Source organism: Streptomyces sp. NBC_01216, assembly GCF_035994945.1.
GTDB lineage: Bacteria > Actinomycetota > Actinomycetes > Streptomycetales > Streptomycetaceae > Streptomyces.
Map to the genome: position 1 here is coordinate 3177543 of NZ_CP108677.1, position 26264 is coordinate 3203806.

32 protein-coding genes are annotated in these 26264 nt (G+C 69.0%); 13 read left to right on the forward strand and 19 right to left on the reverse strand.

Going from position 1 to position 26264, the window contains the following annotated elements:
- The first annotated feature begins 4 nt into the window (after positions 1–4).
- From OG393_RS13810 to OG393_RS13830, 5 genes are read left to right on the forward strand one after another with little or no spacing between them, the layout of a single operon-like run.
- Positions 5–733, forward strand: a complete 729-nt coding sequence (locus OG393_RS13810; RefSeq protein WP_327378422.1) for a TnsA-like heteromeric transposase endonuclease subunit — start codon at positions 5–7, stop codon at positions 731–733.
- Positions 726–2804 carry a Mu transposase C-terminal domain-containing protein gene (locus OG393_RS13815; protein ID WP_327374959.1) on the forward strand — a complete coding sequence of 693 codons (2079 nt, stop codon included), beginning with the start codon at positions 726–728 and terminating at the stop codon, positions 2802–2804. The genes OG393_RS13810 and OG393_RS13815 overlap by 8 nt, the downstream gene beginning before the upstream one ends.
- Positions 2798–3868, forward strand: a complete 1071-nt coding sequence (locus tag OG393_RS13820) for an ATP-binding protein (RefSeq protein ID WP_327374960.1) — start codon at positions 2798–2800, stop codon at positions 3866–3868. The genes OG393_RS13815 and OG393_RS13820 overlap by 7 nt, the downstream gene beginning before the upstream one ends.
- Positions 3852–4727 carry a TniQ family protein gene (locus tag OG393_RS13825; protein ID WP_327374961.1) on the forward strand — a complete coding sequence of 292 codons (876 nt, stop codon included), beginning with the start codon at positions 3852–3854 and terminating at the stop codon, positions 4725–4727. Before OG393_RS13820 ends, OG393_RS13825 begins: the two co-directional genes overlap by 17 nt.
- A gap of 9 nt (positions 4728–4736) precedes the next feature.
- On the forward strand, positions 4737–4997 hold the full coding sequence (locus OG393_RS13830; RefSeq protein ID WP_327374962.1) for a hypothetical protein: 261 nt from the start codon (positions 4737–4739) through the stop codon (positions 4995–4997).
- An 84-nt stretch (positions 4998–5081) separates the two neighbouring features.
- Here OG393_RS13830 and OG393_RS13835 read toward each other — a convergent pair whose 3' ends face one another.
- On the reverse strand, positions 5082–5672 hold the full coding sequence (locus OG393_RS13835; protein ID WP_327374963.1) for a DUF4240 domain-containing protein: 591 nt from the start codon (positions 5670–5672) through the stop codon (positions 5082–5084).
- A gap of 230 nt (positions 5673–5902) precedes the next feature.
- Here OG393_RS13835 and OG393_RS13840 point away from each other — a divergent pair, with 230 nt between their 5' ends.
- From OG393_RS13840 to OG393_RS13850, 3 genes are read left to right on the forward strand one after another with little or no spacing between them, the layout of a single operon-like run.
- The gene (locus OG393_RS13840) at positions 5903–6262 is read left to right on the forward strand and encodes a transposase (protein ID WP_327374964.1); all 360 of its coding nucleotides are present in this window, start codon (positions 5903–5905) and stop codon (positions 6260–6262) included.
- The gene (locus OG393_RS13845) at positions 6259–6462 is read left to right on the forward strand and encodes a hypothetical protein (RefSeq protein ID WP_327374965.1); all 204 of its coding nucleotides are present in this window, start codon (positions 6259–6261) and stop codon (positions 6460–6462) included. Before OG393_RS13840 ends, OG393_RS13845 begins: the two co-directional genes overlap by 4 nt.
- Before the next feature lie 52 nt (positions 6463–6514).
- The gene (locus OG393_RS13850) at positions 6515–7387 is read left to right on the forward strand and encodes a hypothetical protein (RefSeq protein ID WP_327374966.1); all 873 of its coding nucleotides are present in this window, start codon (positions 6515–6517) and stop codon (positions 7385–7387) included.
- Here the strand turns inward: OG393_RS13850 and OG393_RS13855 are convergent.
- The gene (locus OG393_RS13855; protein ID WP_327374967.1) at positions 7374–9536 is read right to left on the reverse strand and encodes a DNA methyltransferase; all 2163 of its coding nucleotides are present in this window, start codon (positions 9534–9536) and stop codon (positions 7374–7376) included. The genes OG393_RS13850 and OG393_RS13855 overlap by 14 nt on opposite strands.
- Before the next feature lie 181 nt (positions 9537–9717).
- Between OG393_RS13855 and OG393_RS13860 the strand changes: the two genes are divergently transcribed.
- Positions 9718–10098 carry a GntR family transcriptional regulator gene (locus OG393_RS13860; RefSeq protein ID WP_327374968.1) on the forward strand — a complete coding sequence of 127 codons (381 nt, stop codon included), beginning with the start codon at positions 9718–9720 and terminating at the stop codon, positions 10096–10098.
- 136 nt (positions 10099–10234) lie between these two features.
- Here OG393_RS13860 and OG393_RS13865 read toward each other — a convergent pair whose 3' ends face one another.
- From OG393_RS13865 to OG393_RS13875, 3 genes are all read right to left on the reverse strand, one after another.
- Positions 10235–10468 carry a hypothetical protein gene (locus tag OG393_RS13865; protein ID WP_327374969.1) on the reverse strand — a complete coding sequence of 78 codons (234 nt, stop codon included), beginning with the start codon at positions 10466–10468 and terminating at the stop codon, positions 10235–10237.
- Positions 10469–10629: 161 nt separating this feature from the next.
- The gene (locus OG393_RS13870) at positions 10630–11874 is read right to left on the reverse strand and encodes a GNAT family N-acetyltransferase (RefSeq protein ID WP_327374970.1); all 1245 of its coding nucleotides are present in this window, start codon (positions 11872–11874) and stop codon (positions 10630–10632) included.
- A 114-nt stretch (positions 11875–11988) separates the two neighbouring features.
- Positions 11989–12582 carry an RsiG family protein gene (locus tag OG393_RS13875; protein ID WP_327374971.1) on the reverse strand — a complete coding sequence of 198 codons (594 nt, stop codon included), beginning with the start codon at positions 12580–12582 and terminating at the stop codon, positions 11989–11991.
- A 126-nt stretch (positions 12583–12708) separates the two neighbouring features.
- Here OG393_RS13875 and dtd point away from each other — a divergent pair, with 126 nt between their 5' ends.
- On the forward strand, positions 12709–13134 hold the full coding sequence (gene dtd, locus OG393_RS13880; RefSeq protein ID WP_327374972.1) for a D-aminoacyl-tRNA deacylase: 426 nt from the start codon (positions 12709–12711) through the stop codon (positions 13132–13134).
- A gap of 88 nt (positions 13135–13222) precedes the next feature.
- Here the strand turns inward: dtd and ygfZ are convergent, their stop codons facing one another.
- The 6 genes from ygfZ to OG393_RS13910 form a co-directional block, all read right to left on the reverse strand.
- Positions 13223–14200 carry a CAF17-like 4Fe-4S cluster assembly/insertion protein YgfZ gene (gene ygfZ / locus OG393_RS13885; RefSeq protein ID WP_327374973.1) on the reverse strand — a complete coding sequence of 326 codons (978 nt, stop codon included), beginning with the start codon at positions 14198–14200 and terminating at the stop codon, positions 13223–13225.
- A 10-nt stretch (positions 14201–14210) separates the two neighbouring features.
- Positions 14211–14648, reverse strand: coding sequence for a Fur family transcriptional regulator (locus OG393_RS13890; RefSeq protein WP_327374974.1), 438 nt, complete (start codon positions 14646–14648; stop codon positions 14211–14213).
- A 47-nt stretch (positions 14649–14695) separates the two neighbouring features.
- Entirely contained in the window at positions 14696–15268 is a 573-nt protein-coding gene (locus OG393_RS13895) for an FABP family protein (protein WP_327374975.1), read from the reverse strand.
- Positions 15269–15492: 224 nt separating this feature from the next.
- The gene (locus tag OG393_RS13900; protein WP_327374976.1) at positions 15493–16446 is read right to left on the reverse strand and encodes a hypothetical protein; all 954 of its coding nucleotides are present in this window, start codon (positions 16444–16446) and stop codon (positions 15493–15495) included.
- The gene (locus tag OG393_RS13905) at positions 16443–17381 is read right to left on the reverse strand and encodes a hypothetical protein (RefSeq protein WP_327374977.1); all 939 of its coding nucleotides are present in this window, start codon (positions 17379–17381) and stop codon (positions 16443–16445) included. Before OG393_RS13905 ends, OG393_RS13900 begins: the two co-directional genes overlap by 4 nt.
- A 17-nt stretch (positions 17382–17398) precedes the next feature.
- Positions 17399–18217 carry a hypothetical protein gene (locus OG393_RS13910; RefSeq protein ID WP_327374978.1) on the reverse strand — a complete coding sequence of 273 codons (819 nt, stop codon included), beginning with the start codon at positions 18215–18217 and terminating at the stop codon, positions 17399–17401.
- A gap of 106 nt (positions 18218–18323) precedes the next feature.
- On the opposite strand from OG393_RS13910, the gene OG393_RS13915 reads away from it, so the two are divergent.
- Entirely contained in the window at positions 18324–18686 is a 363-nt protein-coding gene (locus OG393_RS13915) for a DsrE family protein (RefSeq protein ID WP_327374979.1), read from the forward strand.
- 69 nt (positions 18687–18755) lie between these two features.
- On the opposite strand, the gene OG393_RS13920 is transcribed toward OG393_RS13915, so the two are convergent.
- From OG393_RS13920 to OG393_RS13950, 8 genes are all read right to left on the reverse strand, one after another.
- Positions 18756–19019, reverse strand: coding sequence for a DUF3099 domain-containing protein (locus OG393_RS13920; RefSeq protein WP_327374980.1), 264 nt, complete (start codon positions 19017–19019; stop codon positions 18756–18758).
- A 107-nt stretch (positions 19020–19126) separates the two neighbouring features.
- Complete coding sequence (locus OG393_RS13925) at positions 19127–19414, reverse strand: DUF1416 domain-containing protein (RefSeq protein WP_017242395.1); 288 nt, start codon at positions 19412–19414, stop codon at positions 19127–19129.
- A 51-nt stretch (positions 19415–19465) separates the two neighbouring features.
- Entirely contained in the window at positions 19466–20311 is an 846-nt protein-coding gene (locus OG393_RS13930; RefSeq protein ID WP_327374981.1) for a sulfurtransferase, read from the reverse strand.
- A 147-nt stretch (positions 20312–20458) separates the two neighbouring features.
- On the reverse strand, positions 20459–20539 hold the full coding sequence (locus OG393_RS35470; protein ID WP_350497993.1) for a putative leader peptide: 81 nt from the start codon (positions 20537–20539) through the stop codon (positions 20459–20461).
- A gap of 202 nt (positions 20540–20741) precedes the next feature.
- Positions 20742–21431: an LmeA family phospholipid-binding protein gene (locus OG393_RS13935; protein ID WP_327374982.1), complete on the reverse strand. Its 690-nt coding sequence runs from the start codon at positions 21429–21431 to the stop codon at positions 20742–20744.
- Between the two features lie 141 nt (positions 21432–21572).
- The gene (locus tag OG393_RS13940) at positions 21573–22904 is read right to left on the reverse strand and encodes a hypothetical protein (protein ID WP_327374983.1); all 1332 of its coding nucleotides are present in this window, start codon (positions 22902–22904) and stop codon (positions 21573–21575) included.
- Between the two features lie 10 nt (positions 22905–22914).
- On the reverse strand, positions 22915–23169 hold the full coding sequence (locus OG393_RS13945; RefSeq protein ID WP_327374984.1) for a MoaD/ThiS family protein: 255 nt from the start codon (positions 23167–23169) through the stop codon (positions 22915–22917).
- A 45-nt stretch (positions 23170–23214) separates the two neighbouring features.
- Positions 23215–24054 (reverse strand): alpha/beta hydrolase, encoded by an 840-nt coding sequence (locus OG393_RS13950; RefSeq protein ID WP_327374985.1) that lies wholly within the window; start codon positions 24052–24054, stop codon positions 23215–23217.
- Positions 24055–24315: 261 nt separating this feature from the next.
- Here OG393_RS13950 and OG393_RS13955 point away from each other — a divergent pair, with 261 nt between their 5' ends.
- Together OG393_RS13955 and OG393_RS13960 are read left to right on the forward strand one after the other, a co-directional pair.
- Entirely contained in the window at positions 24316–25116 is an 801-nt protein-coding gene (locus OG393_RS13955) for a winged helix-turn-helix transcriptional regulator (RefSeq protein ID WP_327374986.1), read from the forward strand.
- A gap of 24 nt (positions 25117–25140) precedes the next feature.
- Positions 25141–26163: a LacI family DNA-binding transcriptional regulator gene (locus OG393_RS13960; protein WP_327374987.1), complete on the forward strand. Its 1023-nt coding sequence runs from the start codon at positions 25141–25143 to the stop codon at positions 26161–26163.
- The last annotated feature ends 101 nt before the right edge of the window (positions 26164–26264 follow it).

The following is a 26264-nucleotide window of genomic DNA, read 5'->3' on the forward strand; positions in this document are numbered from 1 at the left end:
GGCGATGGATCTGGGTCTGGTCGATGTCGAGTGGGCTGATGGTGAGGGTGGCGGGCTGCGGAGGTCCGTGCTGGAGGCGGTGTCCCGGGTTCGGTTCGAGTCGGTGCTTCCGGTGCGGCGGTTCACGTCGTACCGCGGGCAGCGGCACTTCACGGGCTGGTACTGGGCGGCGACGACGCAGTCGCTGGTGGGGTTCGAGTCGTGGCTGGAGCGGGACCGGGCCATGCTCCTTGACCATGACCGGAGGGTGGTGGGGCTGGCCTCGCAGCCGTTCCGGGTGACATGGCAGGGGGAGAAGCACCGGATCTCGCATACGCCGGACTACTTTGCACGGCTGGAGGACGGCTCGGGCCTGGTCGTCGATGTCCGGCCGGCGGACCGGGTCGGCCCGGAGGACGCGGTGAAGTTCTCGGCGACCGAAGCGATATGCCAGGAGATGGGCTGCTGGTCCTTCGCCCTGGTGCACGAGCCCGATCCGGTGGAGATGACCAACGTTCGCTGGCTGTCTGGCTACCGGCATCCACGCAACCGGGTCGGCGACGTCGCGAAACGCCTCATGGACGCCTTTGATGACCCGCGGTTGCTCATGGACGGCGCCGAGGCAGTGGGGGACCCGTTGTCCGTCCTGCCGACGCTCTACCACCTGCTGTGGTGCGGTGACCTGCGTCTTGACCTGTCGGTGCCGTTGGGAGACGGCGCCGTGATCGGCCGCGCGGCGGCGAGTCATGGCTGAACTGGCGCCACGCGGGGTTCTGCGGGTCGGGGACCGGATTCGGTTCGAGGGCCACAACCAGCAGATCATCGGCCTGGATGGAATGACCCTGCGGCTGCTCAGCGACGAGGGCGACACCAGTGTCATGGCTGCCGGCTACGTGATGGCGGCCGCCGATTTCGAGGTGCTGGACCGTGGGCCGGAGGCGGTTCCGGAACGAGTCCTGCCGCCGTTCGCGTTGGTGGACGCGTTGCCGACGGCGGCCGTCGAGCAGGCCCGGTTCTGGGAACAGCACGTGGTGGAAGTACTGACCGGGCTGCCTCCGGATGCTCCGGAAGGCACGTCTCCTCGGCCTGAGTACGACCCGGCCTGGCGGACGCTGATGGAGCGAGAAGCTGCGAAGGTGGCCGAGCTGGCGGCCGGCGGGCAGCAGATGAGCAAGCGGACCTTTCTGCGGATGCGGCAGCGCTACGAGGCCGAGGGGTTGTGGGGGCTGGTGGACGGCCGGTCCCGGAAACCGCCGGCCCCGGTCCCCGGCACGGGAAGGACGGACGAGCGCGTCGTCGAGGCGGTCACCGAGGCCCTGGCCGGGCAGACGGACCTTTCGACGGGGGATCGCAAGCGGCTCATGCTGCGGGCCGAGCAGATCCTCGCCGCGAAGCACGGCGAGGAAGCGGTGAAGCTCCTGCCGACGAGGGCGACCTTCTACCGGCTGGTGAACAGCCTCGCCAGGAACAACGAGTCCTTCGGTTCGGCCACGGTCCGCCGCCAGCGAGCGCGTCGGCCCGTGGGGCCGTTCACTCCCTCCATGGCCGCCCGCCCCGGGGAGATCGTGCAGATCGACTCCACGCGGCTGGACGTGATGGCGGTGCTGGACGACGGAGTCGTGGCCCGCCCGGAACTGACGATCGCGGTCGATGTCACGACACGCACGATCTGCGCGGCCCTGCTCAGGCCCGCGGGCACGAAAGGCGTCGACGCCGCGGTGCTGCTGGCGAGAATGCTGGTTCCCGAGCCGATGCGGCCGGGCTGGAGCCAGACCCTGGCGATGTCGGACTCGGTCCTGCCGCACCAGCGGCTCATGGCGGTGGACACGCGGTTGGAGAAGGCCGCGGCCAAGCCGGTCATCGTCCCGGACACCATCGTCATCGACCACGGCAAGGTGTTCGTCTCCGACACGTTCTCCTCCGCCTGCTCGCTGCTGGGGATCTCCTTGCAGCTCGCGAGGCCCAGGACCCCGACGGACAAGGCGATCGTGGAGAGGACGTTCGCGTCGATCAACTCACTGTTCTGCCAGTACGTCGCGGGCTACACCGGCTCCGATGTCACCCGTCGCGGCAGCGATCCGGCCTCCGAGGCGGTCTGGACCCTCGCCCAGCTCCAGGATCTCCTGGACGAGTGGATCATCTGCTGGCAGCAGCGTCCGCACGAGGGTCTGCGCAACCCCTATATGGCGGGGCGGACGCTGTCGCCGAACGAGTCGTACGCCATCGCCGTCGCCCGCACCGGATACTTGCCGGTCGCTCTGTCGGCGGCGGACTACATCGAGCTGCTACCCGCGGTCTGGAGGGCCGTCAACGACTACGGCATCAAGGTCAACTACCGCACCTACGACAGCCCCGAGCTCAACCGGCTACGAAGGCAGCCGTCCGGGGTGACGGGCAAGCAGGATCTGTGGGAGGTCCACTACGACCCCTACGACGTCTCCCGCGTCTGGGTACGGCGAAGCGACAGCCGCCGATGGATCGAAGCCCTGTGGACACACCTGCCCATGGTCCGGGCCCCTTTCGCCGACTTCACCTGGCGCCACGCACGCCAACTTCTCGCCGACCAAGGCCGCGACGACACCAGCGAGACCGCCATCGCCCAGGTCCTGGCCAAGCTTCTGCGCAGGTCGGGAAAGCCGCCGGCCGGATCGGAACAGGTCATGGCCCGCACCCGGGCATCCCTTGAGGCCCCCGCACGGCCCACACTCCCGCCTGCCCGGTCCGCCGATGCGGACGACAGCGAGACCGAAGGGCCGGAGGATGCGCCGGTCACCCCGTTCGGCGTCTTCAACCCCCTGGAAGAGGAAGGAAACCCGCTGTGGTGACTCCGCCTGACACCCATGACGACGAGCACAACCCGCTGACCACCAAGGACGGCTGGAGACAGTTCGTCGACGACGCCCCGGTCTGCCCGGCCATGCTCTCGCCACGGGCCTTCAAGGCCCTCACCGAGGAGAAGCGTCTCGCTTACAACGAGCCCCGGCTGGACTACCACTCCCGGCTCGTGATCGTGGCCACCCCCACCGTCCGCAACGTGTTCACCACCGGACGGCGCCTGGTCCTGCTCAACCGGCACCAGATCTCCGGCCGCCGCGGGCTGATCGTCACCGGCCAGGCCGGGACCGGCAAGACGACCGCCATCGCCCAGCTCGGCCGCAACCATGAACTTCTGGTCCGCAAACGGCTCGGCTCGGCCGCCGCAGGGCGACTGCCGGTCGTCTACGTCACCGTCCCGCCCCGGGCCACCCCGAAGATGCTCGCCATCGAGTTCGCCCGGTTCCTCGGCCTTCCCGTCGTCCGGCAGGAGACCCAGACCTCCATCACCAACGCCGTCTGCGACCTGCTGATCAAAATGCGTGTCGAACTCGCGCTCGTCGACGAGATCCACAACCTCAACCTCGCCACCCAGACCGGGGCCGAAGCCTCCGACCAGCTCAAATACCTGTCCGAGCGGATCCCCGCCACCTTCGTGCTCGCCGGCATCGACGTCGCCGCGAGCGGCCTGTTCAGCGGGGTCCGGGGTCAGCAGATCGCTGGCCGATACACCGTCACCGAGACCGAACCGTTCGCCTACGGCACCACCGGGCAGCGGCAGAACTGGCGGAACCTGGTCGCCTCGCTCGAAGACGCCCTGCGACTCCACCGGCACAAGCCCGGCAGCCTGGTCAAACTCGACGGCTACCTCCACGAACGCACTGACGGCGCGATCGGCAGCCTCTCCCAGCTCGTCCGCGGCGCCGCCCTTGAGGCCATCATCAACGGCAGCGAGGCCATCACCCGCAAGACTCTGGAGACCATCGAGGTCGACCAGACTGCCGAGGACGCCCGCCAGGAACACCGCCGCAACCGTCGCCCCCGCCGCCGGAGGCCGGATGTCGACGCAGCCTGACCAACTTCGTCAGCTGCCCATCGCTCTCGGGCCCATCCACAACGAGACCGTCGGTTCCTATCTCCACCGCCTGGCCGTCGCCAACAACCGTCCCGCGGGCTTCCTCGCCCGCCTCCTTGGACCGCTGCCGCTGGAGTTCTCCCCGCTCAGCAACACCACGGCCGGCTGGACTCCCCACTCGCCTGAACGCCTGGCCACACTCTCCGGGCGCCCAACGTCCCAGCTCGCCCGGGCCCTGCCCGCGCTCGCCGACTTCCTCAGCCCGCATGCTCCCGGGCGGCGAACGGAACAGCTGATCAGCCGCCCCTGCCGCTGCTGCACAGCCCGCCGCAGCCTCACCGCTTCCGTGGTCATCACCCTCTCGCCTGCCCACGTCCACCTCTGCCTGCGGCATCAGCTCTGGACCCGCTCCACTCACGACATCCCGCTCGTCTCCTTGCCGGAAGTCATCGAGGCCCAGCGTCGACTCGACCAGCTCGCCCGCCGTCACCGCCAGGTCCGACAAGCCCTCGACCTGGCACGGAGAATCGTCGAGGACTGGTCCGCCTCCGGAATGCCGATCGATCTTGGAAAGGAGTGGACCGACCGCCTCGACCGAGTCGAAGCTCTCGCGGTCAGCAAGAAGATCTCGGCTGAGGACCGCAGCCACCTCGCGGCGTTCCCCGAAGTCGTGGTGCTGACGCACCTGATCCTCGACCCGCCCACCACTGCCCTCGATCCCAAGGAGCTCTATCTTGCGACGACCGCCGAGCTGAGCCGACGATTCGCGCGGATCTACACCACCCTCGGAACCCAGGACCCCCTCTACCGGCGCTTCTGTCTCTATCGCGAACGAGACTTCCGTGAGGCTCCGGGCTAAGTTCGACTCGTGGACGGCACGGAGATCACCATCAAGCTCACCCCCGACGAGGCACTCGTCCTCTCGGACTGGCTGGAGCGAGTTCAGATGACGGACCTCAGTCGTCTGGTTGACGACCCAGCCGCCTGGGCCCCGATCCACAAGCTCGCGGGGATGCTGGACAAGGCGCTTCCCGGGATCTTCGCCGCTGACTACGCGGAGCGTCTGGATGCAGCACGGCGCCGCCTGCGGGAGACCATGGGCAGCTTCACGGAAGAGCAAGGCAGCTGACCTGCACACGCTTCCGTGGAAGCAAGCCCGTTGAGAACACCAAAGTCCCGGCGCTCTTCAGCAACAATGCCTACTCGTCGCGCCTCATGCGTCGGCGCTGAGCGGGAACATGATGCTCAACCTCGGCAGCCTGCGAGCCGCTTCTTCTTCATCCCAGACGTTCCAGCGCTTCCCGGCCGGGCCCTGGCCGACCGCGTGCTCGCCCCGCCGGGTCCGCACCGCCGCATAGAAGGCATCCCCGCACTCGTCGGGATCCCCAGTCACAAGCCCGAATGCTTCCAACGCCACATAGTCGAGCGATTCCCAACCGGGCCAGTCATCGCCCCAGGACCTCCAAGTTCGCCCCGCCAGGCGCAGGACATCAGGAGTGTCAGCCAGAGCATCAGGGTCGAGCACGGCTCGCCCGAAGGCTTCTTTGCCCAGCCCGACCATCCAGAGGCCGAAGTAGCAGAAGTCGTCATCCGAACACCGGCCACCGAAGATCCGCTCCGCCGCAGCCACTAGTTCCCAGGAGAAAGCCTGACGGGTCACTTGGTCCAGGCACATCTGGAACTCAACGATCTCTTCCAGCGGCCTGCGCGACAAATCCTCACGAAGCCATGTAAGTCGTGCATCTCTGCTTTGCGTCTGGCGGCGACAGGTCTCCACGAGTTCCCAGAACTTCTCAAGGTTCACGAAGAGCACCCTGCCAGGCACCACTGACAACGGACGGGCCACCTGGCGCCCTCGTCACTTCCGCGAGAGCCAGATCGTTTGAGATAGTCACCGGCCCGCAGTCCCAGAACATCTGGCACCTATGCAAGTCAGCGTCACGTCAACTGCCACCTGCGCTGCGACAGGACACCGTGAATGGTTGACGGGGCCCGGTGAGCGTCGGGGGTGGCCCGCACGGCAGCGATCGCCGCTTGCCAGCTAGGCTCCGCGAGAAGAAGCCGCCGTACGACACCGAGTTCCGTGAGGGCGCGGTGCGCATCGTGGTCGAGACCGGGAGGTCGGCCGGGGACGTCACCGAGGAGCTCGGGATCAACCCGGGCACGCCGCACAGCTGGGTGTCGCGGTGGCGGCGCAACGGGACGACGTCCTCGGACCGGCTCGTACAACCGACAGCCGCCAGTGGCGGTGGCGGTAGCGGTCGGGTGCGGGAGGCAGAGCGGGCCGAGCTGGAGCGGCTGCGCCGGGAGATCGGGGAGAAGAACAAGCGGATCCGGGAGCTGGAGACGGAACGTGATGCCTTCAAGCGATGCATGGCCCCCTGGGTGAAGTGACCGAGAACGCTCCGGAGGCGGTGGTGGAGGTTCCCCTCACGCTGACCAGCACCATCAGTCTGCGCGCGACCGGCCCTGGCCACTTCCTGCTCATCGAGGTGCCATCCTGGCCGCAGGGAAGCGACACGCCGCCCGACAGGTCGCCCGCAGCACTTGTGATCATCACCCTGTGGGTCGGCGCATCCGTGTGCTACCCCTGACGTCATGAGCTCAGATGCGAACGACAGGGTCCGCCCTGGAGACTTGCCGACGATGGCCTTCACGATTCTCTCGGAGGCGTTCTTCGACGATCGGGGACGTTCGGTTCCCTTCCATCTGCGGGACAAGCGGAACACCCAGGATGACCCGTTCGATGAGTACGTCACCGATCTTCTCCACGAACAGTTGCCGGCGGAGGTGATTGTTCTGCGGGCAGACAAACCCTTGGTAAGCCCCGACGCTGTCATTGCGAGGCCCGAGGAGTACGAGCTCCTGAGGGCAGGTGGGGTCGACTACGACCCCCGGGCGATCTTCGGCCTCGAGGTCAAGAAGGTCGACCTGGGCAAGAACGGGAAGCCCGCCCGTTCCACGGGTCTCGACTACAACAGCACCCCGCCTTGCGCAACCGTCCGCGTTTACGCCGAGGACGGCAACGAGATCCGCATCCCTGGCTTCTACCTGTTTGTCGCTCTTAAGGGAAACGAAGAGGGTGGCATGGTGCAAGTGCATTCGATGGTCCTGGTGGCCGGTGCTGCTCTAAATAAAGATGTGGATCTCTATGACCGCATCACGGGAACGCGCACCAAGCAGATTGGACTTGGTACATACGGTGACGGAGCGAACCGGGTAAGGCCGATGCTGCTCTTCTCTAACCCACTCGGTTGGGAATGGATGCTCGGTGCGGCAACTTTCATCAGTGAGCGCAATGACCTTGCAGACGACCCGTCCCTCGCTCACGTACGCGACATGACCCGTACCGTCTCACCAGGGGTGTCCGAGCTCTTCCATTGTTACCGGCTTGCCAAACTGTCTCCCCCGGTCGAGGAGATCGCGCACGACCCCTTCCCGCAGCCATCGAAGCGAAAGGAGGAGACGGCTCAGCGGGGCCGGTTCGAGATCAATCTGCGAACACTCACCCTCGGTTAGAACGCACGTCGAGAGCGGCGGCGGCTGCGGCGACCGCCTCTCCGGCTTCCGCCGCCAACTCCTCGACGGACAGCGAGTTTCCGGGAACGGTATGCAGTGCGAGGACAGAGCCCCTGACCACGGATTCGACGTCCGCATACCCGACCTTGACGCCAGCCTCCTTGCACTCACGCAGCGCGATAATGGCACGCTCCCTCACTGCCTCCACCGAGCACCCCTCGGGCCCCACGTGTCCGATCAGCCGGCACACGACGATCGAATCCAGGTTCGACGGATCGGCCGCACTTGACTTAATGGTGCTCGTGCTCATTTCTGCCTTCACAGGCTGCACTGCGGTAATTACCAGTCCCGCGTTCTCCAATGCCTTGACCAGCTCAACCCATCCCGCAATTCGAGCCTGATGAAAGGTGAACGCAAGCAGACCATTCGACCTAAGGAGTCGGGCACACTCCTTCCATACTGCGGCAATGGCATGGCCAAACTCGGCGGGATCTGCGGACTGGACTTCCTCTGCATGGCGCGTGGTGTTGGAGTCTGCCGGGTAGCTCTCGAATGGCTGGAGCTGCCGAAGCCATGCGTGGAAGAAGTCGGCGAGTTCACTGTAGTGGACGTTGTCCATGAAAGGGGGGTCGGTGATGACCAGATCTACTGATGCATCCGGGAGGTCGAAGGATGCCGATGATCCATAGTGAACGTACGCACTCGCTCTCCCTTGATCGAAGGACTCAGCGTCACCGATCTCTAGCGAAAGAGGATGCGACAGCCCGAAGACGCGCTCCGAGTTATCGCCCACGGGCACGAGATCATGCGGAGCACGCTTGTACTCCCACGCGCGGATGATACGAGACTGATAGAGCGTCGAGAAGGCGCCAGAGGATGCGGAAGTACCCCAGGGATGCGCTTCGAGCGGAGTCCGTTCGGGCTTTAGGACATGGTTGGAGAACATGTGCCGGACGGCACCAGTCCCTTCACCCTTGAACGAGCAGAAGAGATTGTTGAATTCAAGCACGCCAGAGAAAAGTGCGGCCAGCGCCTCGCGCTCCGGTCCGGATTCAAGGTCGCGGATAGCCTTGCCAAGCAACCCAAGGCTATAGAGCTGACGAGCGTTGAAGAACTGACGCCACTCGCGATAGTTCCAGCGGATGGCCTGTCGGGTGTTATGGCCGTCATCCAATGTGCCGGCTGGCAGTACGAGCTCCTCGCCTCGCTCCTCAAGCAGCTTCTCAGCCTTCGCGTAAAGCGCGAGGTCGAAGTCGTCGATGGGTTCGTACAGCCGTGATCCGTCTGCATCAAGCACTTGTTTCGCATACATGCGGAGCTGCGGAGGCTGCCCCCCCAAAGCGTCGATGACTTTGGCCGCGTGACCCTGAGAACAAGTCATGGTCGCGCGGTTTACCGGGCCAACGAGGTCTGAGACCTGGTTGCAGGCAGGACATGTCAGCTGCTTATCCTTCACCACATCGACGATTGCAATGGCGTGACAGTGCGGACACGTCGCCTTGCTGGCCGGATATTTCTTCGGATAGGCATGCCGAGCAAAGACGTACCGACTGAATAGCTCCACGGGCGGCACGTCGGGAGGACATTGGGGACACTGGGCGAGGGCGACCCAGAAGTAGTAGAGGACGGGCCGACCACGCTCATCCCTGTGCAACTGATCGATTTCAGAGCGGACCTGAGACTCTACTTGCTTAAATGCCCGGTCCAGTCGAGTCCGATCCCAAGGAGCCAGCGCCTGCCGCTGAACCAGTGTCGCCACCGGGTTGATGTCCCTGCCGATCACTCGCGCACCGAGCTTTGCTGCCTCCGCGAGCGTCGTGCCGGAGCCGGCAAAGGGGTCGCAGACAATAAGACCTTCGAGCCGAAGCGCATTGCTGTAGCACTCGATGGCATCTTGTTCGTCCTGCGCAACAGCTGCGGCCAGGATCCCACGGAAAACAGAGCCAAGGCGTTGCGCCCACCACTTGTGAGTGTGCGTGGCCGGTCGGTGCACCTCCTTGCGCCAGGACTCCCGCTCGGCCGCGGCCGACACGATCCCGGCAGGGAAAGCCGTCTCCAGCGCTGTCACCGCAGGGATCGAACTCCGAACGATCGACGTCGGGCCGTCTTCTGTAGCGCTGAAGATGCTGTCCTGCTCAAAGATCGTCATTCATACCTCCAAGTTCCGCTCAAGTATCCCTTGATTCCGCCGCTGCACCGCGGACTCACTGGGGCACACAGCTAACGATCGGCACCCATGTATCCGATACAGGTCGAACTAGTTCAATCAACCTTACCTAGGTGACCAGTAGTCGGCAAGTAGACTGACCTAGGCCGACTAGGATCACCGCATGGAGCTAAGCCCAGACGATCCGCGCCCCGCCTATCTGCAGATCGCCGCTGCTCTACGTGAGCAGATCTTGGACGGCAGGCTCGAGCCCGGCTCTCGGCTTCCGTCCGGCAGGGAGCTCGCGAAGGAGTTCGGCACCGCGTTGATGACCGCTCAGAACGCCCTTCGGGTTCTCCGCGACGAGGGGCTAGTAAGTCCTCAGCAAGGCCGGGGCGTGTTCGTTCGTGCCCCCGAGCTGGAGGCCGATACACAGGTCCACCACGCACAGGCACCCCTGGCATCACAACTGGAGGCGATCCTTGTTGAGCTGCTCAAGGTGAATCAACGCCTGGCCGCCATCGAGAGGCGTCTCGACGATGAGGTACATGGGGTCGTCGATTGATCGTCCGACGCCCCTCGTCCGCTCTCGAGTCGTCACTCGGGAGCGATGTCGGTAGATGCCAGCTTGCCGCGCGCCGTGCCGTTCAAGCTACATGCCGCGAACGCTGGCACTCCCGCTCGTGAAGTGCGTCGGCAAGTCACTGCCTGCCCGCTCCTCGTGGCGCGCGCGAGGTGAGGGCCAGCTGGAGGGGGAGGCAACTCCCCGGAAGGTGCCGCAGATAGCTGGTGAGCGCCGTAGCGCGGGAAGCAGCGGCTTCCCTCAAGGGCGCCAGTGCGTCGCAAGCCCGTGCCTCGTCCAGTCGCAGGAGGCGATCGGCCGCGTGCAGTACGGCGGCTCCGGCCAGGGCGTCGACGGCGGGGCGGAGGAACATCCGGGAGCTGTGCTTCTTGGCGCCGAGCAGCAGCCGCTCGTACTCGTGCTGGCGCCAGGCTGGGTACGTCCCGCCGCCACCGGAGGGGTTCGCTACTTGGGAGGATGACGATCGCCCCGCGCCGCTGAGTTCTCCGCCGCTGCCGCCACCCGGCGGACCTGTCAGAAGACGTCGGGGCACCACGGCCGGCGGGCGGCCCGCAGCAGTGTGTCGGCGCGTGCGGCGGCGCCCGGTGTGAGTTCCTCTGCCCGGCCCAGGTCCACGAGCCGCACCGCGGACTCGTCGCCGAGCGAGAGCGTGCCCAGCTCGGCCACGTCGAGGGCCAGGTCGGCGGACTCGGTGGTGCGCGTGCAGTCGGCGCCGTCGGGTCCGGCGTCGAGACGGTAGCGCCCGCCGGCCAGACCGTCATGGTCCCGCACCTCGAGGACGAGGGTGCCGGAGGATCCGTAGGCCCGGTTCCGCAGGACCTGGACGACGTCCAGGACGCGGACCCACAGCATGTCGGCGTGCGTCGTGACCCGGGCGGCGCGCGGGTCGGGCAGCAGCAACGGGAGCAGGTCGTCGGGGGCGCGGAGGCCGGACTTGACGCGGGTCACCCAGTCGACGGAGCACAGGAACCGCCACAGGGCCCGTTCGGCCGCCGGGGTGACGGCGATCAGGTCCTTGACGGTGGCCGTGTTCAACGGCTGCTTGCCGTCCTCCCAACGGTCGTCGCAGACGTAGGCGGCGTAGCCCTCGGCCACGCCCGACTCGGAGCGGTAGACGGCGTAGAAGGGTTCGGTCCACGGCTCCGTGTGGAAGTGACGTCCGGTGACGACGTCCCAGCCTCGGGTGTCCCGTTCGACGACGCCGGGCCGGACGCCGGCCAGCCTGCGGTGCAGCACCGGGCCGATGCGGCGGATCTCCGCTCCGTCGGCGAAGTCGATCCGTCCGCCGTCCTCCGGGCGCCCTGAGCGACGCGGGTCGAGGCCCGCGCGGCGGACGTCGACGGTCCACTCGGTGGTCCACGACGCCGGGCCGAAGCCGAACCGGCCGTAGATCGGATACTCGGCGGCGATGAGCGTGGCCACGGCGTCGCCCCGCTCCTTGGCCGCGGCGAGGTCGTCGGCCATCATCCGGCTGAGCAGACCACGCCTGCGGTGGGTGGCGGAGACGGTGACCCCGGAGACGGCGTCGGCGACGAGCCTGCCGCCGCCCACCGTGCTGAGCTGCTGGGTGAACGAACGGAAGGTGGCGACGACCCGCCCGCGGTCGAAGACCCCGTACACACGGGAGAGGTCGACGTGGGGCAGCCGGTCGGCGACCTCCTCGTCCGTGACGACGGGCGGCCGGAGGAAGCCCGTGTGGACGGCGCGCAGCCAGCCGCCGTACTCGGACTCGGCGACGACACGCACCTCAAGGCTCATTCTCCGAGGCTATGCCGCCTTCCCCGCCGCTCGCACTCGGGTTTCACCGGACCTTGCGGAGCGGCCGCCCCGCCCCTCTCCCGGGATGTCGGAACCACCCCGGGAAGGCGGACCTCAGGTCAGCAGGTCGTCCACCTGCGCTTCCCCTTCGCGGTAGCGGCGGGCGATCTCCGCGCTGCAGTCGTCGGCCGTCCGCTGAAGCTGCTGGCGCCGACGGGAGACCTGCTGCTCGTAGCCGGCGAGCCGCCCCATCCCCGTGTGCAGTTCCTCGTCCGTACGGGCCGCCAGGTCCGACAGCTCGACCTCCGACAGCATCTCCGTGGCGAGCCTGCGGTACTCCTCGCCACGTGGCGTCGACAGCGTCACGTGCCGCGCCGAGGTCCGCAGCCGGGATGGCGCGTCCGCGAGGATCTCCGAGAGCCGGTCGAGGACCGGTGTCTCGGGGTCCGTACGACGGGCCAGCTCGGCCCGCAGGATGTCGATCCGGCCCTGCAGCATCCGGCGGACGTAGCTGAGGTCGGCCTCGTCGCCCTGGGCGTCACGGCGCAGGGCACGCAGCTCCGACAGGCGCAGGGTGGTGATGTCCGGTGTCGTCCGTTCCGGCAGGGCGGGCTCGGCCGACCGCTGGACAGGTGGTCGTATGGCCGCGGCGGCCCGGGTCAGCTCTACGGGGCCGGACGGCGTCTGCCCGGCGCCAGGTGCACTCATGTGATTCGTCCCCTCGACCGGTGCGGATCCGCACCGCCTGTAAGGCATCGTGCCACTCCGCACGTGCACGTGCAGGCGCTCTGCACCCGTTCAGCCCCTGACGATTCGGTCGGTAGGTTGGTCCGTATGCGAGCAGTGGTGCAGAGGGTCGACGGCGCGAGCGTCGTCGTCGCAGGGGAAACGGTCGGCGAGATCGTCGGCGAGGGGCTGTGTGTGCTGGTGGGGGTCACCCACGACGACACACCGGAGAAGGCGGCACAGCTCGCCAGGAAGCTGTGGTCCGTTCGCATGCTTCAGGGAGAGAAATCCTGTTCCGACGTGAATGCGCCCTTGCTGGTGATTTCGCAGTTCACCCTCTACGGGGACGCCCGCAAGGGCCGCCGTCCGACCTGGAACGCGGCGGCGCCCGGCCAGGTCGCCGAGCCCCTCGTCGACGAGGTGGTGGCCCGCCTCCGTGAGCTCGGCGCTCATGTGGAGACGGGCCGGTTCGGAGCCGAGATGCGCGTCTCGCTCACGAATCACGGCCCGTTCACGGTGCTCGTCGAGGTCTGACACCTGCCCGGGGAGGCCGCACGACGCACCGGCCCGGCGCGTCGGGCCGCAGCCACGGCTACGGCTACGGCTACGGCTACGGCTACGGCTACGGCTCGACGATCGTCTCCTGTGCCGCGGCCGTGTCCCCCGCGAGCAGCTTCGCGTCCACCGGCACGTTCCGCTTCACCACCGCCAGGGCGATCGGCCCCAGCTCGTGGTGGCGGGCCGAGGTCGTGACGAAGCCGAGTTGCCGGCCCTCGGCGCCGTCGGAGGCGAGCCGCAGCGGTGTGCCGTGGCCGGGCAGATGCACCTCGCTGCCGTCCAGGTGCAGGAAGACGAGCCGACGCGGCGGCTTGCCCAGGTTCTGGACACGGGCGACGGTCTCCTGCCCCCGGTAGCAGCCCTTCTGGAGATGCACCGCGCTGCCGATCCAGCCCAGCTCGTGCGGGATGGTGCGGTGATCGGTCTCGAAGCCGAGCCGCGGACGGTGGCCCTCGACCCGCAGCGCCTCGTACGCCAGGATGCCGGCGGCCGGGCCGTGCGCGGCGGCGAAGGACGCCAGGTCGGCGCGGGGCAGGAACACCTCACGGCCGTGCGCCGTCTCGCGGACGACCGCGCCCGGCGGGACCTCGGCGATGGAGCCGGCCGGCAGGTGGACGACGGCGAAGTCGTCGGTACGGTCGGCGACCTCGACGCGGTAGAAGAACTTCATCGACTCCAGGTAGGCGACGAGCTCTTCGCGCGTGCCCGGCTCGACATGCGCCCAGACCGTCTCGCCGTCGTCGACGACGTAGAGCGCGTGCTCGATGTGGCCGTTGGCGGAGAGGATCAACGCCTCGGTGGCCTGGCCGGCCGGAAGGTCGCTCATGTGCTGGGTGAGCAACAGGTGCAGCCAGCTCAGTCGGTCGTCGCCGGAGACGGTGACGACACCGCGGTGGGAGAGGTCGACGAAACCGTTGCCGTCGGCCAGGGAGCGCTGTTCGCGGAACAGGTCGCCGTAGTGGGCGGCCACGCCTTCGTCCCGGCCCTCGGCAGGGACGGCGCCGGGCAGGGACAGCAGGGGGCTCTGCGGGGATCGCTGCATGGCGTCCAGCCTACGACTCGGCCTCGGCCGCCTTGCGGGAGCAGTCCTGACAGCGGCCGAAGATCGCGAAGTGCTTCATGTCGGTCTCGAAGCCGAAGGTCTCGCGGAGCTTGCCGGTGAAGTCCTCCGCGACCTGCACGTCCGCCTCGATCACCTCGGTGCAGTCCCGGCACACCAGGTGGAGATGGTGGTGCCGGTCGGCCAGGTGGTAGGTCGGCGCACCGTGGCCCAGGTGGGCGTGGCTGACCAGTCCCAGCTCCTCCAGGAGCTCCAGCGTCCGGTACACGGTGGAGATGTTCACGCCGGAGGCGGTCTTGCGCACCTCGCCCAGGATGTCGTCCGGGGTCGCGTGTTCCAGGGCGTCCACGGCCTCCAGGACGAGCTGGCGCTGGGGCGTCAGCCGGTAGCCGCGCTGCCGCAGGTCGCTTTTCCAGTCGGTGCTCACCACGCCCCCCAGTGTAGGAGGGCGCGGCGGGTCACCGGGGGCTCGCGGGCCTACTTGAAGAAGGCGATGCCGTCGTCCGGCAGGTCCCCGAGGCCGCGGGCCATCTCCGCGACCTCCTCGGGGCTGACGACCTTCTTCAGGTGGGCCGACATGTACGGCCGCAGCGGGACCTCGGGGGTGGCCTTCTCGCCCACCCACATCAGGTCGCCCTTGACGTAGCCGTAGAGCCGCTTGCCGCCGCTGTACGGGCCGGAGGCCGCCGTACGGGCCACGGCGTCGGTGACGATGTCGATCTGCGGCTTCTGGTCGGCGAGCTCGCCGTACCAGATCTCGACGATGCCCTGGTCACGCACCATGACGATCTCGACCTTGCGGTCCTTGTCGATCCGCCAGTAGCCGCTTTCGCTCTCCAGGGGCCGGACCTGCTTGCCCTCGTTGTCCAGGACCCAGGAGTGCGAGACGTACTCGATGACGTCCCGGCCGTCGTGGCTGAAGGTGACGGACTGGCCGAAGTTGCACTTCTCGGCGCCGGGGAAGTCGGAGACCCCGACCCCTTCCCACGTGCCGAGGAGGAACGCGAGGGGCAGGAGGTCCGGATTGAGGTCGGACGGAATCTCGATCATGAGCGGCTCTGTCGATCTCTAGAGGTGGTCAGCGCTGGCCCTGGTACAGCTTCTTCACGGCCAGTCCGGTGAAGGCGAGCACGCCGACGCAGACCAGGACCAGCAGGGTTTCGAAGAAGATGATCACGGGGTGCTCCTCGAATGAGCGTGAAGGCAGAACGGGCCGGGCACCAGCTTAGTGGGCTGGTGTCCAGCGCCGCCTGCGAGGTGGGTACCGCCCGTCGTCAGCCCAGGAGCTGGTTCTGGAGGGCGACGGTCTGCTGGAAGGGCACCGTGAGCGCCCCGCCCTCGCGGGACTGGGTGATCAGGGCGACGGTGTCGCCGGCCTGGATGTGGACCCACCGGGTCTGCTCCGCGCCGTACGGCTTCGTCTCCGCGAACGGGTAGAGGACGTTGAACGGCATGCGGATGTCGGTGGTCGCGGCGTCGATCTCCCCGGAGCGCACACCGTCCGGGAAGCGGCCGAAGGACGAACCCGCTTGCAGCGCGCTGTCCTTGAAGTCCTCCGCGAACGCGACCGAGTTGAACCGCAGCAGGTGGATGCGGGTCGTGGTGCCGTCGGGAGTCGTCCAGCCCCGGGCGGCGATGTGCCGCAGGGCGGACTCGTCGAGGGCCTGCTTGAGCGTGACCCTGGCGTCCTTGTCGTACCGCGAGACGTACTCGTCCACCGTGACCCAGCCGCCTTTCAGCTCGGGGTCGACCGTGGCACCCGCCGGGGCCGGGAGGAGCAGTTCCCGGAGGTCCGCGTAGTGGATCTCACCCGCGTTGCCCTCGGTGAACGGGCGCGGAGCGTCCCGCGGCAGAGCCGGGAGGCGCAGCTCCGGGTATTCCCAGCGTCCGTCGCTCTCGGTGGCCAGACCGGGCACGTCGGTGCGTTCCATGGACGTGATCTTGAGCGCGGTGCCGGTGCCGAGCCCTCCGCACACGACGACGGCGGCGGTCCAGCGGGCGACGGCCCACAGGACCCGCTTCGAGGACCTGCGCGCGGGCGGATCGGCGGGGACCTCCGGGCCCGTGGCCCCCGCGGACGCCACGAGGACCTCCGGGCTCGCGGTGGGAGCCTCCGGTGCCGGGACGGCGGGAGCCTCCGGTGCCCCGGCGGCCGGTGCGGACCCGGGCGTCCCGGCGGGTTCGTCCCGGTCCTGTGCCGGAATCCTCGCGTCCGTCTGCTCGGTCATATGTACTCCCCCGGGGACTCGATGTGGTCCATCTGCTTCTTCACCAGTGCGGCCACCGCGGACTTGTCGAACGGCTTGACCCCCGCGGCGGTGACGGTGACGTAGACGTCCGAGTCGTAGGCGGCGCAGACCATCCCGTCGAGCTGGTATGCCTGCTCCTTCTTGCTCAGGCTCTTGTCCGAAGGGATGAGATTGCAGAAGGACTTCGTGTGCCCGTCGATCTTCGGTCCCTTGGGGAACTTCAGCAGTCCGGAGATCTCCTTGCGGAGCTCGAACATGTCACGGATGCGCTTCTTGTCCTTCATCTGCGTGATGTGTACGTACACCACGAGGTCCGTGTCGGAGGAGACGAAGGTGCGGACCCCGACTCCCTGGACGCCGAGGCGGTCGATCCGCTTCTCGTAGTCCCGGCGCTTCTTGCCGGAGAGGCCCTTGGCCTGCTCCTTGAGCAGGGCCGTGGCCTCCTTCGCACCGAGTTCGCCGTCGTTCCCGAAGGTCTCGACATCGGGGCCGAGGTCGTAGCCGGAGGGCGCGGGCAGCAGGAGCTTGCTCAGCGGCGTCGAGGACTTGCCCCGGAGGGCGGCGGTGGCCGGGTCCTCGTCCTTCGCCTTCGTGTCGGGCTCCTCCCACACCACGGTGTCGGCGGTGCGGTCCGCGGCCGCGACGGTGACGCCGGTGTACGTCACGCCGCCGCCGACCGCTCCGAGGACGAGGACGGCGGGAAGGACGACCGTCAGCAGCCGCCGGGCGCGACCGGGCCGGGCCGGGGCGTCCGGCGGCACGGTGGAGGCGAACACGTCGCCCTCGTCGGGCACGGTGTTCCCACCCCCGTCGGGAGTCGTCCTCCCGGCCCCGTCGGGCATGGCGTCCCCGGCCCCGCCGGGGGTCGTGTTCCCGGCCTCGTCGGGCGTGGTGGTGCGGTCGTCGTCGCTCACGGTGTTCCGGTCCTCGTTCACAGGCGCCCCAGCTGTCGCTCGGCCACTGAGGAGATGTCCTTCTTGGAGATCTTCTTGGTGTCGAACATGAAGACCTCGACGGCGATGTCGCCGCGGCTGAGGTAGGCGCGGGCCTCGTAGAAGTCGAGGTAGCCCGCTTTCCTCTTCACCGGGAAGACATAGAAGCGGCCGTTGGCGGAGCCCTTGAGCGCCACGCCCTCGTTCTCGGCGTACTCGTCGTCGGCCATGTACGACATCTGTTCTTCGGCGTGGTCCCGCGAGCCGAGAACGTCGCTGGGGCGGTACTGCACCAGCCGGATCTCGGTCACCCGGTACTGGCCCGTCTTCCAGGACGTGGCCGCGATACGGCGGATCCCGCTCTCCAGCTGGTAGCCGAGGGCCCGGCCGGGATGGTTGAAATCGTCGGCGTACTCGGGCAGGGTCACCCAGCCGTCGTCGTCCGTGAAGTCCGTCTTCTTCGCTCCCGCCGGTTTGGGCAGCAGCAGCTTGCGCAGATCCCCGTTCGTCTTGACCGCGCGGTCCTCGGTGGCCGACAGCGGCTCGATCGTGCCGCCCTTCGGCAGCGGCTTCGGGTAGGCGAGACCCGGCTGGTTGAGGGCCGGCAGCGCTGTCGGTTCGCGCTGGGCCTGAACGCCGTATCCCACGGCCGTGCCACCGACGAGACCGAGGACGGCGGCGACGGCGATCAGGGCGACGGTCCGGCCGGTCCGGCGGGTGCGCGGCGGCGTGGCCTCGGGCGGGCCGCCGGAGTCGACGGCGGCGACGGAGTCCTCCGGTCCGTCTGTCGTGGTGTCGGTTGTCTGTATGGCTTCCAAAGGGGGTCCCCCCACGAGACCTGAATCGCAGATTCCTTAACCTGCGCACCCCTCTGACTCACGAGTGACGCATGGGGTTGTAGAGGTTCGCATTACAGTTCGGCATATGGCGAAGAAGCTCGTGATCAAGGTGACCGCCGGGGACGATGCCCCCGAACGCTGCTCGCAGGCCTTCACGGTGGCCGCCGTCGCAGTCGCCAGCGGAGTGGAGGTATCGCTCTGGCTGACGGGCGAGGCGTCGTGGTTCGCGCTCCCCGGACGTGCGGCGGAGTTCGAGCTGCCGCACGCGGCGCCCCTTCCGGACCTGATCGACGCGATCCTGGCGGCGGGACGGCTGACCCTGTGCACGCAGTGCGCGGCCCGCCGCGAGATCACCGAGAAGGATCTCCTGGACGGCGTCCGTATCGCCGGCGCGCAGGTCTTCGTCCAGGAGGCGATGGCCGACGAGACCCAGGCCCTCGTCTACTGACCGCGACCCCGCCCCGCTCCGTCCGGCTCAGGGGCGCTGCTCCAGGCACTGCGCTGCTCCAGGCGCGGCTCAGGGCTCGTGGCGCTTCTTGCCGTCGAGTTCGTCCCACCACTCGTCCGACGTGGGGTCACCGGAGGGGTCGTCCCACCAGCGGTCCTCGGGCCCCCGCCGGTTCGCGATCATCGCGGCGACGGGCGGGATGACCATGGCCACCACGCACATCCCGATGGCGGCCGGCATGGAGAACAGGCGTACGACGGCCCAGGCGCCCACGAAGAGGACCAGGCAGGCACCCATCATCCAGAAGTAGACGTGCCGACGCCGCGCGTACACCCCTTCAGGATACGACCGCGGGCAAGCCGGAGGGCCGTGCCTCAGGTCCTGGTACGGGCGTCCAACCCCCAGGAGGCACGGCCCTCCGGCCGTTCACGGGTCGCGGATCAGACCGCGATGGCGACCTCCGCGAGGCCACCCTTCTGCGCCACGACCTGGCGGTCGGCGGTGCCGCCGGGGACCAGGGCGCGTACGGTCCAGGTGCCCTCGGCCGCGTAGAAGCGGAACTGACCGGTGGCGGAGGTCGGGACCTCGGCCGTGAACTCGCCGGTCGAGTCGAGAAGGCGGACGTAACCGGTGACGGGCTCGCCGTCCTTGGTCACGAAGCCCTGGATGGTGGTCTCACCGGGCTTGATCGTCGAGGCGTCGGGGCCGCCGGGCTGCGCTCCACACATGATGTTCTGTCCTTGTCGTCGAGGGGTCCGGAGGAGGGGAGGTCCGGGGCCTTACTTGTTGGCGCCGAGCTCGATCGGCACGCCGACGAGGGAGCCGTACTCGGTCCAGGAGCCGTCGTAGTTCTTGACGTTCTCGACACCGAGCAGCTCGTGCAGCACGAACCAGGTCAGCGCGGAGCGCTCACCGATGCGGCAGTACGCGATGGTGTCCTTCGCCAGGTCGACCCGCTCCTGCTCGTAGAGGGCCTTGAGCTCGTCGTCCGACTTGAAGGTGCCGTCGTCGTTGGCGTTCTTCGACCACGGGATGTTGCGGGCGCTCGGCACGTGACCGGGGCGCTGGGACTGCTCCTGCGGAAGGTGGGCCGGGGCGAGCAGCTTGCCGGAGAACTCGTCGGGCGAGCGGACGTCGACCAGGTTCCGGCTGCCGATCGCGGCGACCACGTCGTCGCGGAAGGCGCGGATCGCGGTGTTCTGCGCCTTGGCCTTGTAGTCGGTCGCGGGGCGGGCCGGCACCTCGGCGCCGTCGACCAGGTCGCGGGAGTCGAGCTCCCACTTCTTGCGACCGCCGTCGAGGAGCTTCACGTTCTCGTGGCCGTAGAGCTTGAAGTACCAGTAGGCGTAGGAGGCGAACCAGTTGTTGTTGCCGCCGTAGAGAACCACGAGCGTGTCGTTGGCGATGCCCTTGGCCGACAGGAGCTTCTCGAAGCCCTCCTGGTCGACGAAGTCACGGCGGACCGGGTCCTGGAGGTCCTTCGTCCAGTCGATCCGGATGGCGTTCCTGATGTGGTTCTTCTCGTAGGCCGAGGTGTCCTCGTCGACCTCGACGAGGGCGACCTTCGGGTCGTCGAGGTGGGCCTCGACCCAGTCGGCGTCTACCAGGACGTCGCTGCGGCTCATGCTGTTCTCCTCCGGGGCAGTGTTCGGCGGTGTGGTGCGGTGTGGCGCAGGGTGGTGCGGGTACGCGTCATGGTGTGCGTACGGACTGCACGGAGACCCCGACTTCGCGTCAAAGGGCCTGAGGAATACGGGAATCGAGCGTCCCGCTCAGACGGAGCGACAGAGCATGGCGGCGACGCGGCACAGGTCTACTGCCCGCCGCTTCGTGAGATCCGCCTGTCGCTTCATGCCCTCGATCGTAGGGACGGACAGGCGGCCGTGTCACCGGCGTGTCACATTTTGAGACACGATCGTCCGAGATGCGGGATGAGAGGGCTCCGGAAACAGCGTCGGACGCCCCGCGGGCGGGGCGTCCGGCCAGCGCTTCTACGGTTCGGACGAGGACGTCTCAACATGTGGCATGCTCGTGTCCGAGGGGTGTCAGGGCGTCTCAGCCGGCGAGAGCCACGTCCGTGCCGGTCACCGAGACGGCCACGCCGTCCTCACGGGCCTCGACCCGCTCCAACTCCATACCGGCCGGCAGACCGCCGATCTCCCGGTCGAAGTCCGTGCGCTCGCGGATCGCGTCCTCGATGCCGGGAACGCCTTCCAGCGGCACCTTGTCGGCACGCACCCGGATGGTGTCCCCGTCCACCAGAGTCACCGACGAGACCACGCTGCGCGTGATCGCGCGGCCCAGCACGTGCACCTGGCCGGTCACCTTGAGCTTGCCGTCACCGCCGTAGGCGACGACCACGTCCCGGTCGGCCGCGGCGGCGAGGTCCGCGTAGGAGATCAGCGCGGTGCCGGTGGCCGAGCGCGCCCGCGCGCTGGTGTAACCGGCGCCGAGGGTCACGTCGTGGAGCGTGGCCGTCAGCTCGCCGATCCGGAGGTTCTTGGCACCGGCGCGGGCCTCGACACCGGTCAGTCTCACCTCGACCTCGTCCAGGCGCTTGTCCATGACCTGTGTCAGGAAGGGGAAGCCCTTGATGTCGACGTCCGTCGAACCCGCCCGCGCGGAGCCCAGCCGGACGCGGTCGGCCGCCTCCGACTCGGCGTAGGCCACGGCGAGGCGGTCCAGGCCCACGAAGATCCCGCCCAGCACAACGGCGAGGATCAGCAATACGCGCAGTGCTCGCATGACCTGTACGTCCCCCCAAGGTGTGTGCGCCGACGACGCCGGCCCCCCGACACGAAGATCGACGCGTCGGGGGGCCGGTTGGTTCCCGCGGGCGCCTGCCGGTCCGCCTCTCGGCCGTAGGCCACCCGACAGGCTCTCAGCTCAGACCAGGACGCGGCCGAGCAGGTGGACGGCGGGAGCTGCGAGCGCCAGCGGCAGTGCGACACCGGCCGTCATGTGCACGAAGCGGGACGGGTAGTCGTAGGCGGCGACCCGCAGGCCGGCCAGTGCGCAGGCACCGGCACCCAGGCCCAGCAGCGCTCCCGAGGCCACTCCCGCGCCCCCGAGGGACCCGGCCACGATCCCGGCGCCCGCGGCGGCCAGCAGCGCCACCACGACGGAGACCGGTGCGGGCAGCGGCAGCGCGCGGGCCGGTACGGCCGCGGCGACCGCGAGCGCGCCCGCGATCACGGCCTCCGGGGCCGCGCCGAGGTGACCGGTGGCCACGATCGTCAGCGCCGCCGAGGCGACGGTGGCCATCAGGCCGTACATCCGCTCGTCCGGGTCGGCGTGGCTTCGCAACTGGAGGACGAGCGTGAGCAGCACCCAGACACCGAGGGTGCCGAGGATCGCGGCGGGCGCGTGCGCGCGGCCGGTGGCCAGCAGGACGACGTCGGCGGCGAGTCCGCCGGCGAAGGCGAGGGCGATACCCTGCCGGGCCGGCCACATGCCGTTGAGCCGGAACCAGCCCGCCGCGGTGACCGCCTGGAGCAGCACGACCGGCAGGAGCAGTCCGTACGGGCCGAGGGCCGCGCCGACGGCGAGCAGGACGCCGAGGACGGCGGTGAGGACGGCCGGCCGCATCCCGGGGTCGATGATCGGCGAACGGCCCTCGGCACGGGCACGCTGCGCGTCGGTGATCCGGGCACTGCCCGTGACGGTGGCGGTGGAGTAGGCGGGCCCGTCCGCGGGCTCCGTCACCGGCTCCGTCGCGGGCCGCGGTGCGGCCGGCGCCTCCGGCGGCAACGGCTGGGCGACCTGCGTGCCGTACGGGGTGTACGAGTCCGCCGGGGCTTGCGTGCCGTGCGTCGCGTACGGGTCCGAGGCGGTCTGAGCGCCGTGCGTTCCGTACGCGCCGGAGGAGGTCTGCGTGCCGTACGCGCCGGAGGGCGCCGCCGGTACCTGCGTGCCGTACGTGACGTACGGGTCCGAAGGGACCTGCGGGTACGGGGTGACGGGCGGGTACGGGTCGGTTCCCGGCGAAGCGGGAGGGGCGCCGGAATGGTCGGCCGGGTACGCGGCCCGCGGCTGCTGCCGGTACTCCTCCTGGTACGCCCCGGTCCCTCCCGGCCCGACCGTGGGCTGGTAACGGGTGTCCCAGGTCTGGCCCTCCCACGTCTGGGTGACCTCGGGGTCCGGGTGACCGCCGCCGGGGTCCCGGTGCCCGCGCCCCGTGGCGTAGGGATCGTACGGATGCTGCGGATCGCTGCTCATGCTGTGCGGTTCACCCTCCTGCGAACGGCGGGAGCACCTCGACCGTGCCGCCCTCGGCAAGCCGTACCGTCTCATGGTCGCGGGTCCCGACGGGGTCACCGTCGACGAGGAACGAACACCGCTGGAGCACCCGGACGAGCTCGCCCGGGTGCTTCCCGCGGGCCGCTTCCAGCGCCTGCGCCAGCGTCTCGGCGGTGTACGGCTCCTCGGCGACACCGGCGGCGGCCTTGGCCGCGGCCCAGTAGCGGATCGTCCCCGCTGCCATAGCGGCGCTCCCTTCGTTCGTGTGCGCGCCGCTCCCCATGATGGGCTATCGGGCCACCAGCCAGTCCCCGAGGCGGGCGAGCAGCTCGTCGTCGGCCGCGTTCTCCGCGTGGCCCATGCCGGGCTCCAGCCAGAGTTCGGCCGGTCCGGCCGCCGCCAGCATGCGGGGATGGTCGACGGGGAAGTACGGGTCCCGGTCGCCGTGCACGATCAGCAGGGGTGTCGGGGCGATCAGCGGGACCGCCTCGACGGGGGACAGCGGCACGGGGTCCCAGGGCCGGTGGTCGATCCGGGTGCGCAGCCCGAAGCGGCCGACCAACCGGCCCACCGGCCGGGTGATCAGCCAGTGGACGCGCCGCATCGACGGCGTCCCCCGGTAGTACCAACGGGCGGGGGCGCTCACGGCGGCCACCGCGTCGGTGTGCCCGCCGTCACGCCCCCGCTCGAGCGCCGCGTGCCGGAGGACCACCGAGCCACCCATCGAGAAGCCGACCGTCACCACCCGGGAGTGACCCCGCTCACGGGCCCAGCGCACCGCCGCCGAGAGGTCGAGCACCTCACGGTCGCCGACGGTGGAGACCCCCGCGGAGCGGCCGTGGCCGCGGAAGGAGAAGGTCACGACCGCCGCGTGGGCGGAGAGCACCCGGGCGGCCCGCCGGACGGAGGGCCGGTCGGCCGCGCCGGTGAACCCGTGTGCGACGACCACGGCCGTATCGCTGACTCCCGCCGTACACGGCTCGTACACCGCTTCGATACGGACACCGTCATCCGCGAGCAACACGGCCCGCCGAGCAGTGGACCGGGCCGCCGCCGCGCCCCCGCGCGCGGCGCGAGGGAACGAGGAATCATCCACCATGTGAAATCGGCCCTCTGCCTCGGAACTCATGTGAGCTATTCTGCTTGCCAGAGGATCCGGGCAACGCAGCCCCCGGGTCCTTTTGTGTTTCCCGGCCGTTGTTACGGCCAGATGAACAAAAGCTCTCGTGGGCGCGAGAGCCGCACCGCAGGACCAGCCGATCAAGTGCCGCAGACGCCCCGCACGCCTGGAGGCGTGAGGGGATCCCCTCTCGCAGGGACGAGGAGGACTCGACGTTATGGGCGAGCGAACGAAGGACGACCGACCGACGACCCGGGCAGGTGGGGCGCGATGAGTTCACTGCTGCTCCTGACCAACGCACTCCAGCCGTCGACCGAGGTGCTCCCCGCACTCGGCCTGCTGCTGCACAACGTGCGGGTGGCCCCTGCCGAGGGCCCCGCGCTGGTCGACACCCCCGGTGCCGACGTCATCCTCATCGACGGCCGCCGCGACCTCCCACAGGTACGCAGCCTCTGTCAGCTGCTCCGCTCCACGGGCCCCGGCTGCCCCCTGATCCTGGTCGTCACCGAGGGCGGCCTCGCGGCGGTCACCGCCGACTGGGGCATCGACGACGTGCTGCTCGACACGGCGGGCCCGGCCGAGGTCGAGGCGCGGCTGCGGCTCGCGATGGGCCGCCAGCAGATCGTCTCCGACGACTCCCCGATGGAGATCCGCAACGGCGACCTCTCGGTGGACGAGGCGACCTACAGCGCCAAGATCAAGGGCCGGGTCCTGGACCTGACCTTCAAGGAGTTCGAGCTCCTGAAGTACCTCGCTCAGCACCCCGGCCGGGTCTTCACCCGGGCGCAGCTCCTCCAGGAGGTCTGGGGCTACGACTACTTCGGCGGCACCCGAACGGTCGATGTCCACGTACGGAGGCTCCGGGCCAAGCTCGGACCCGAGCACGAGTCGCTGATCGGCACCGTCCGCAACGTCGGCTACCGCTTCGTCACCCCGGAGAAGGTGGAGCGCGCGGCGGAGGAGGCCCGGGTCAAGGAGGAGGCCCGGGTCAAGGACGCCGCGCGGGACGTCACTCCGACGGAGGACACGGCCGACGTACCGGCGGCAGCGGTGCGGCCTGCCGGTGGGTAGGTCCCCCCGCGTAGACTGCCGCGCGTGGCCAAGGTGACGCGGGACGACGTAGCGCGACTGGCGGGTACTTCGACCGCCGTCGTGAGCTACGTCATCAACAACGGACCCCGGCCGGTCGCCCCGGCCACGCGCGAGCGTGTCCTCGCCGCCATCAGGGAGCTGGGCTACCGCCCGGACCGGGTGGCCCAGGCGATGGCCTCGCGGCGCACCGACCTCATAGGCATGATCGTCCCGGACGCGCGGCAGCCGTTCTTCGCGGAGATGGCGCACGCGGTCGAGCAGGCCGCCGCCGAGCGCGGCAAGATGGTCCTCGTCGGGAACTCCGACTACCGGGACGAACGCGAGATCCACTACCTCCGCGCCTTCCTCGGGATGCGGGTCTCCGGCCTGATCCTGGTCAGCCAGGGAATGAGCGAGCAGGCCGCGAGCGAGATCGAGGCATGGGACGCGCGGGTGGTGCTGCTGCACGAGCGGCCCGAGGCGCTCGACGACGTGGCCGTCGTCACGGACGACATCGGCGGCGCCCAGCTCGCCACCCGGCACCTCCTGGAGCACGGCCACCCCTACGTGGCCTGTCTCGGCGGCGTGCCGAGCACCCCGGCCGTCGGCGACCCGGTCGCGGACCACGTCGAGGGATGGCGGCGCGCGATGGTGGAGTCCGGGCGCTCGGTCGAGGGCCGGTTGTTCGAGGCGCCGTACAACCGCTACGACGCGTACCGGATCGCCTTGAAGATCCTCGCCGGGCCCGACTGCCCGCCGGCCATCTTCTGCTCCACCGACGACCAGGCCTTCGGCGTGCTGCGCGCCGCCCGCGAGCTGCGGATCGACGTGCCGGGAGAGCTGGCCGTGGCGGGCTTCGACGACGTGAAGGAAGCGGCGCTGACGGATCCGCCGCTGACCACGATCTCCTCCGACCGCCCGGCGATGGCCCGGGCGGCGGTGGACCTCGTGCTGGACGACTCACTGCGGGTGGCGGGACCCCGGCGGGAGCGGGTGAAGCAGTTCCCCTCGGCGCTGATCCTCCGCCGTAGCTGCGGCTGCGGATAAGGCCCCCGTCGGGGTCAGGGCACCACCCCGCCCCACTTCCTTATTTCGGGCATACAGGGTTCTGTCGGGCTTCTCAGGACGTGCTCAGGAAGCTCTCATGA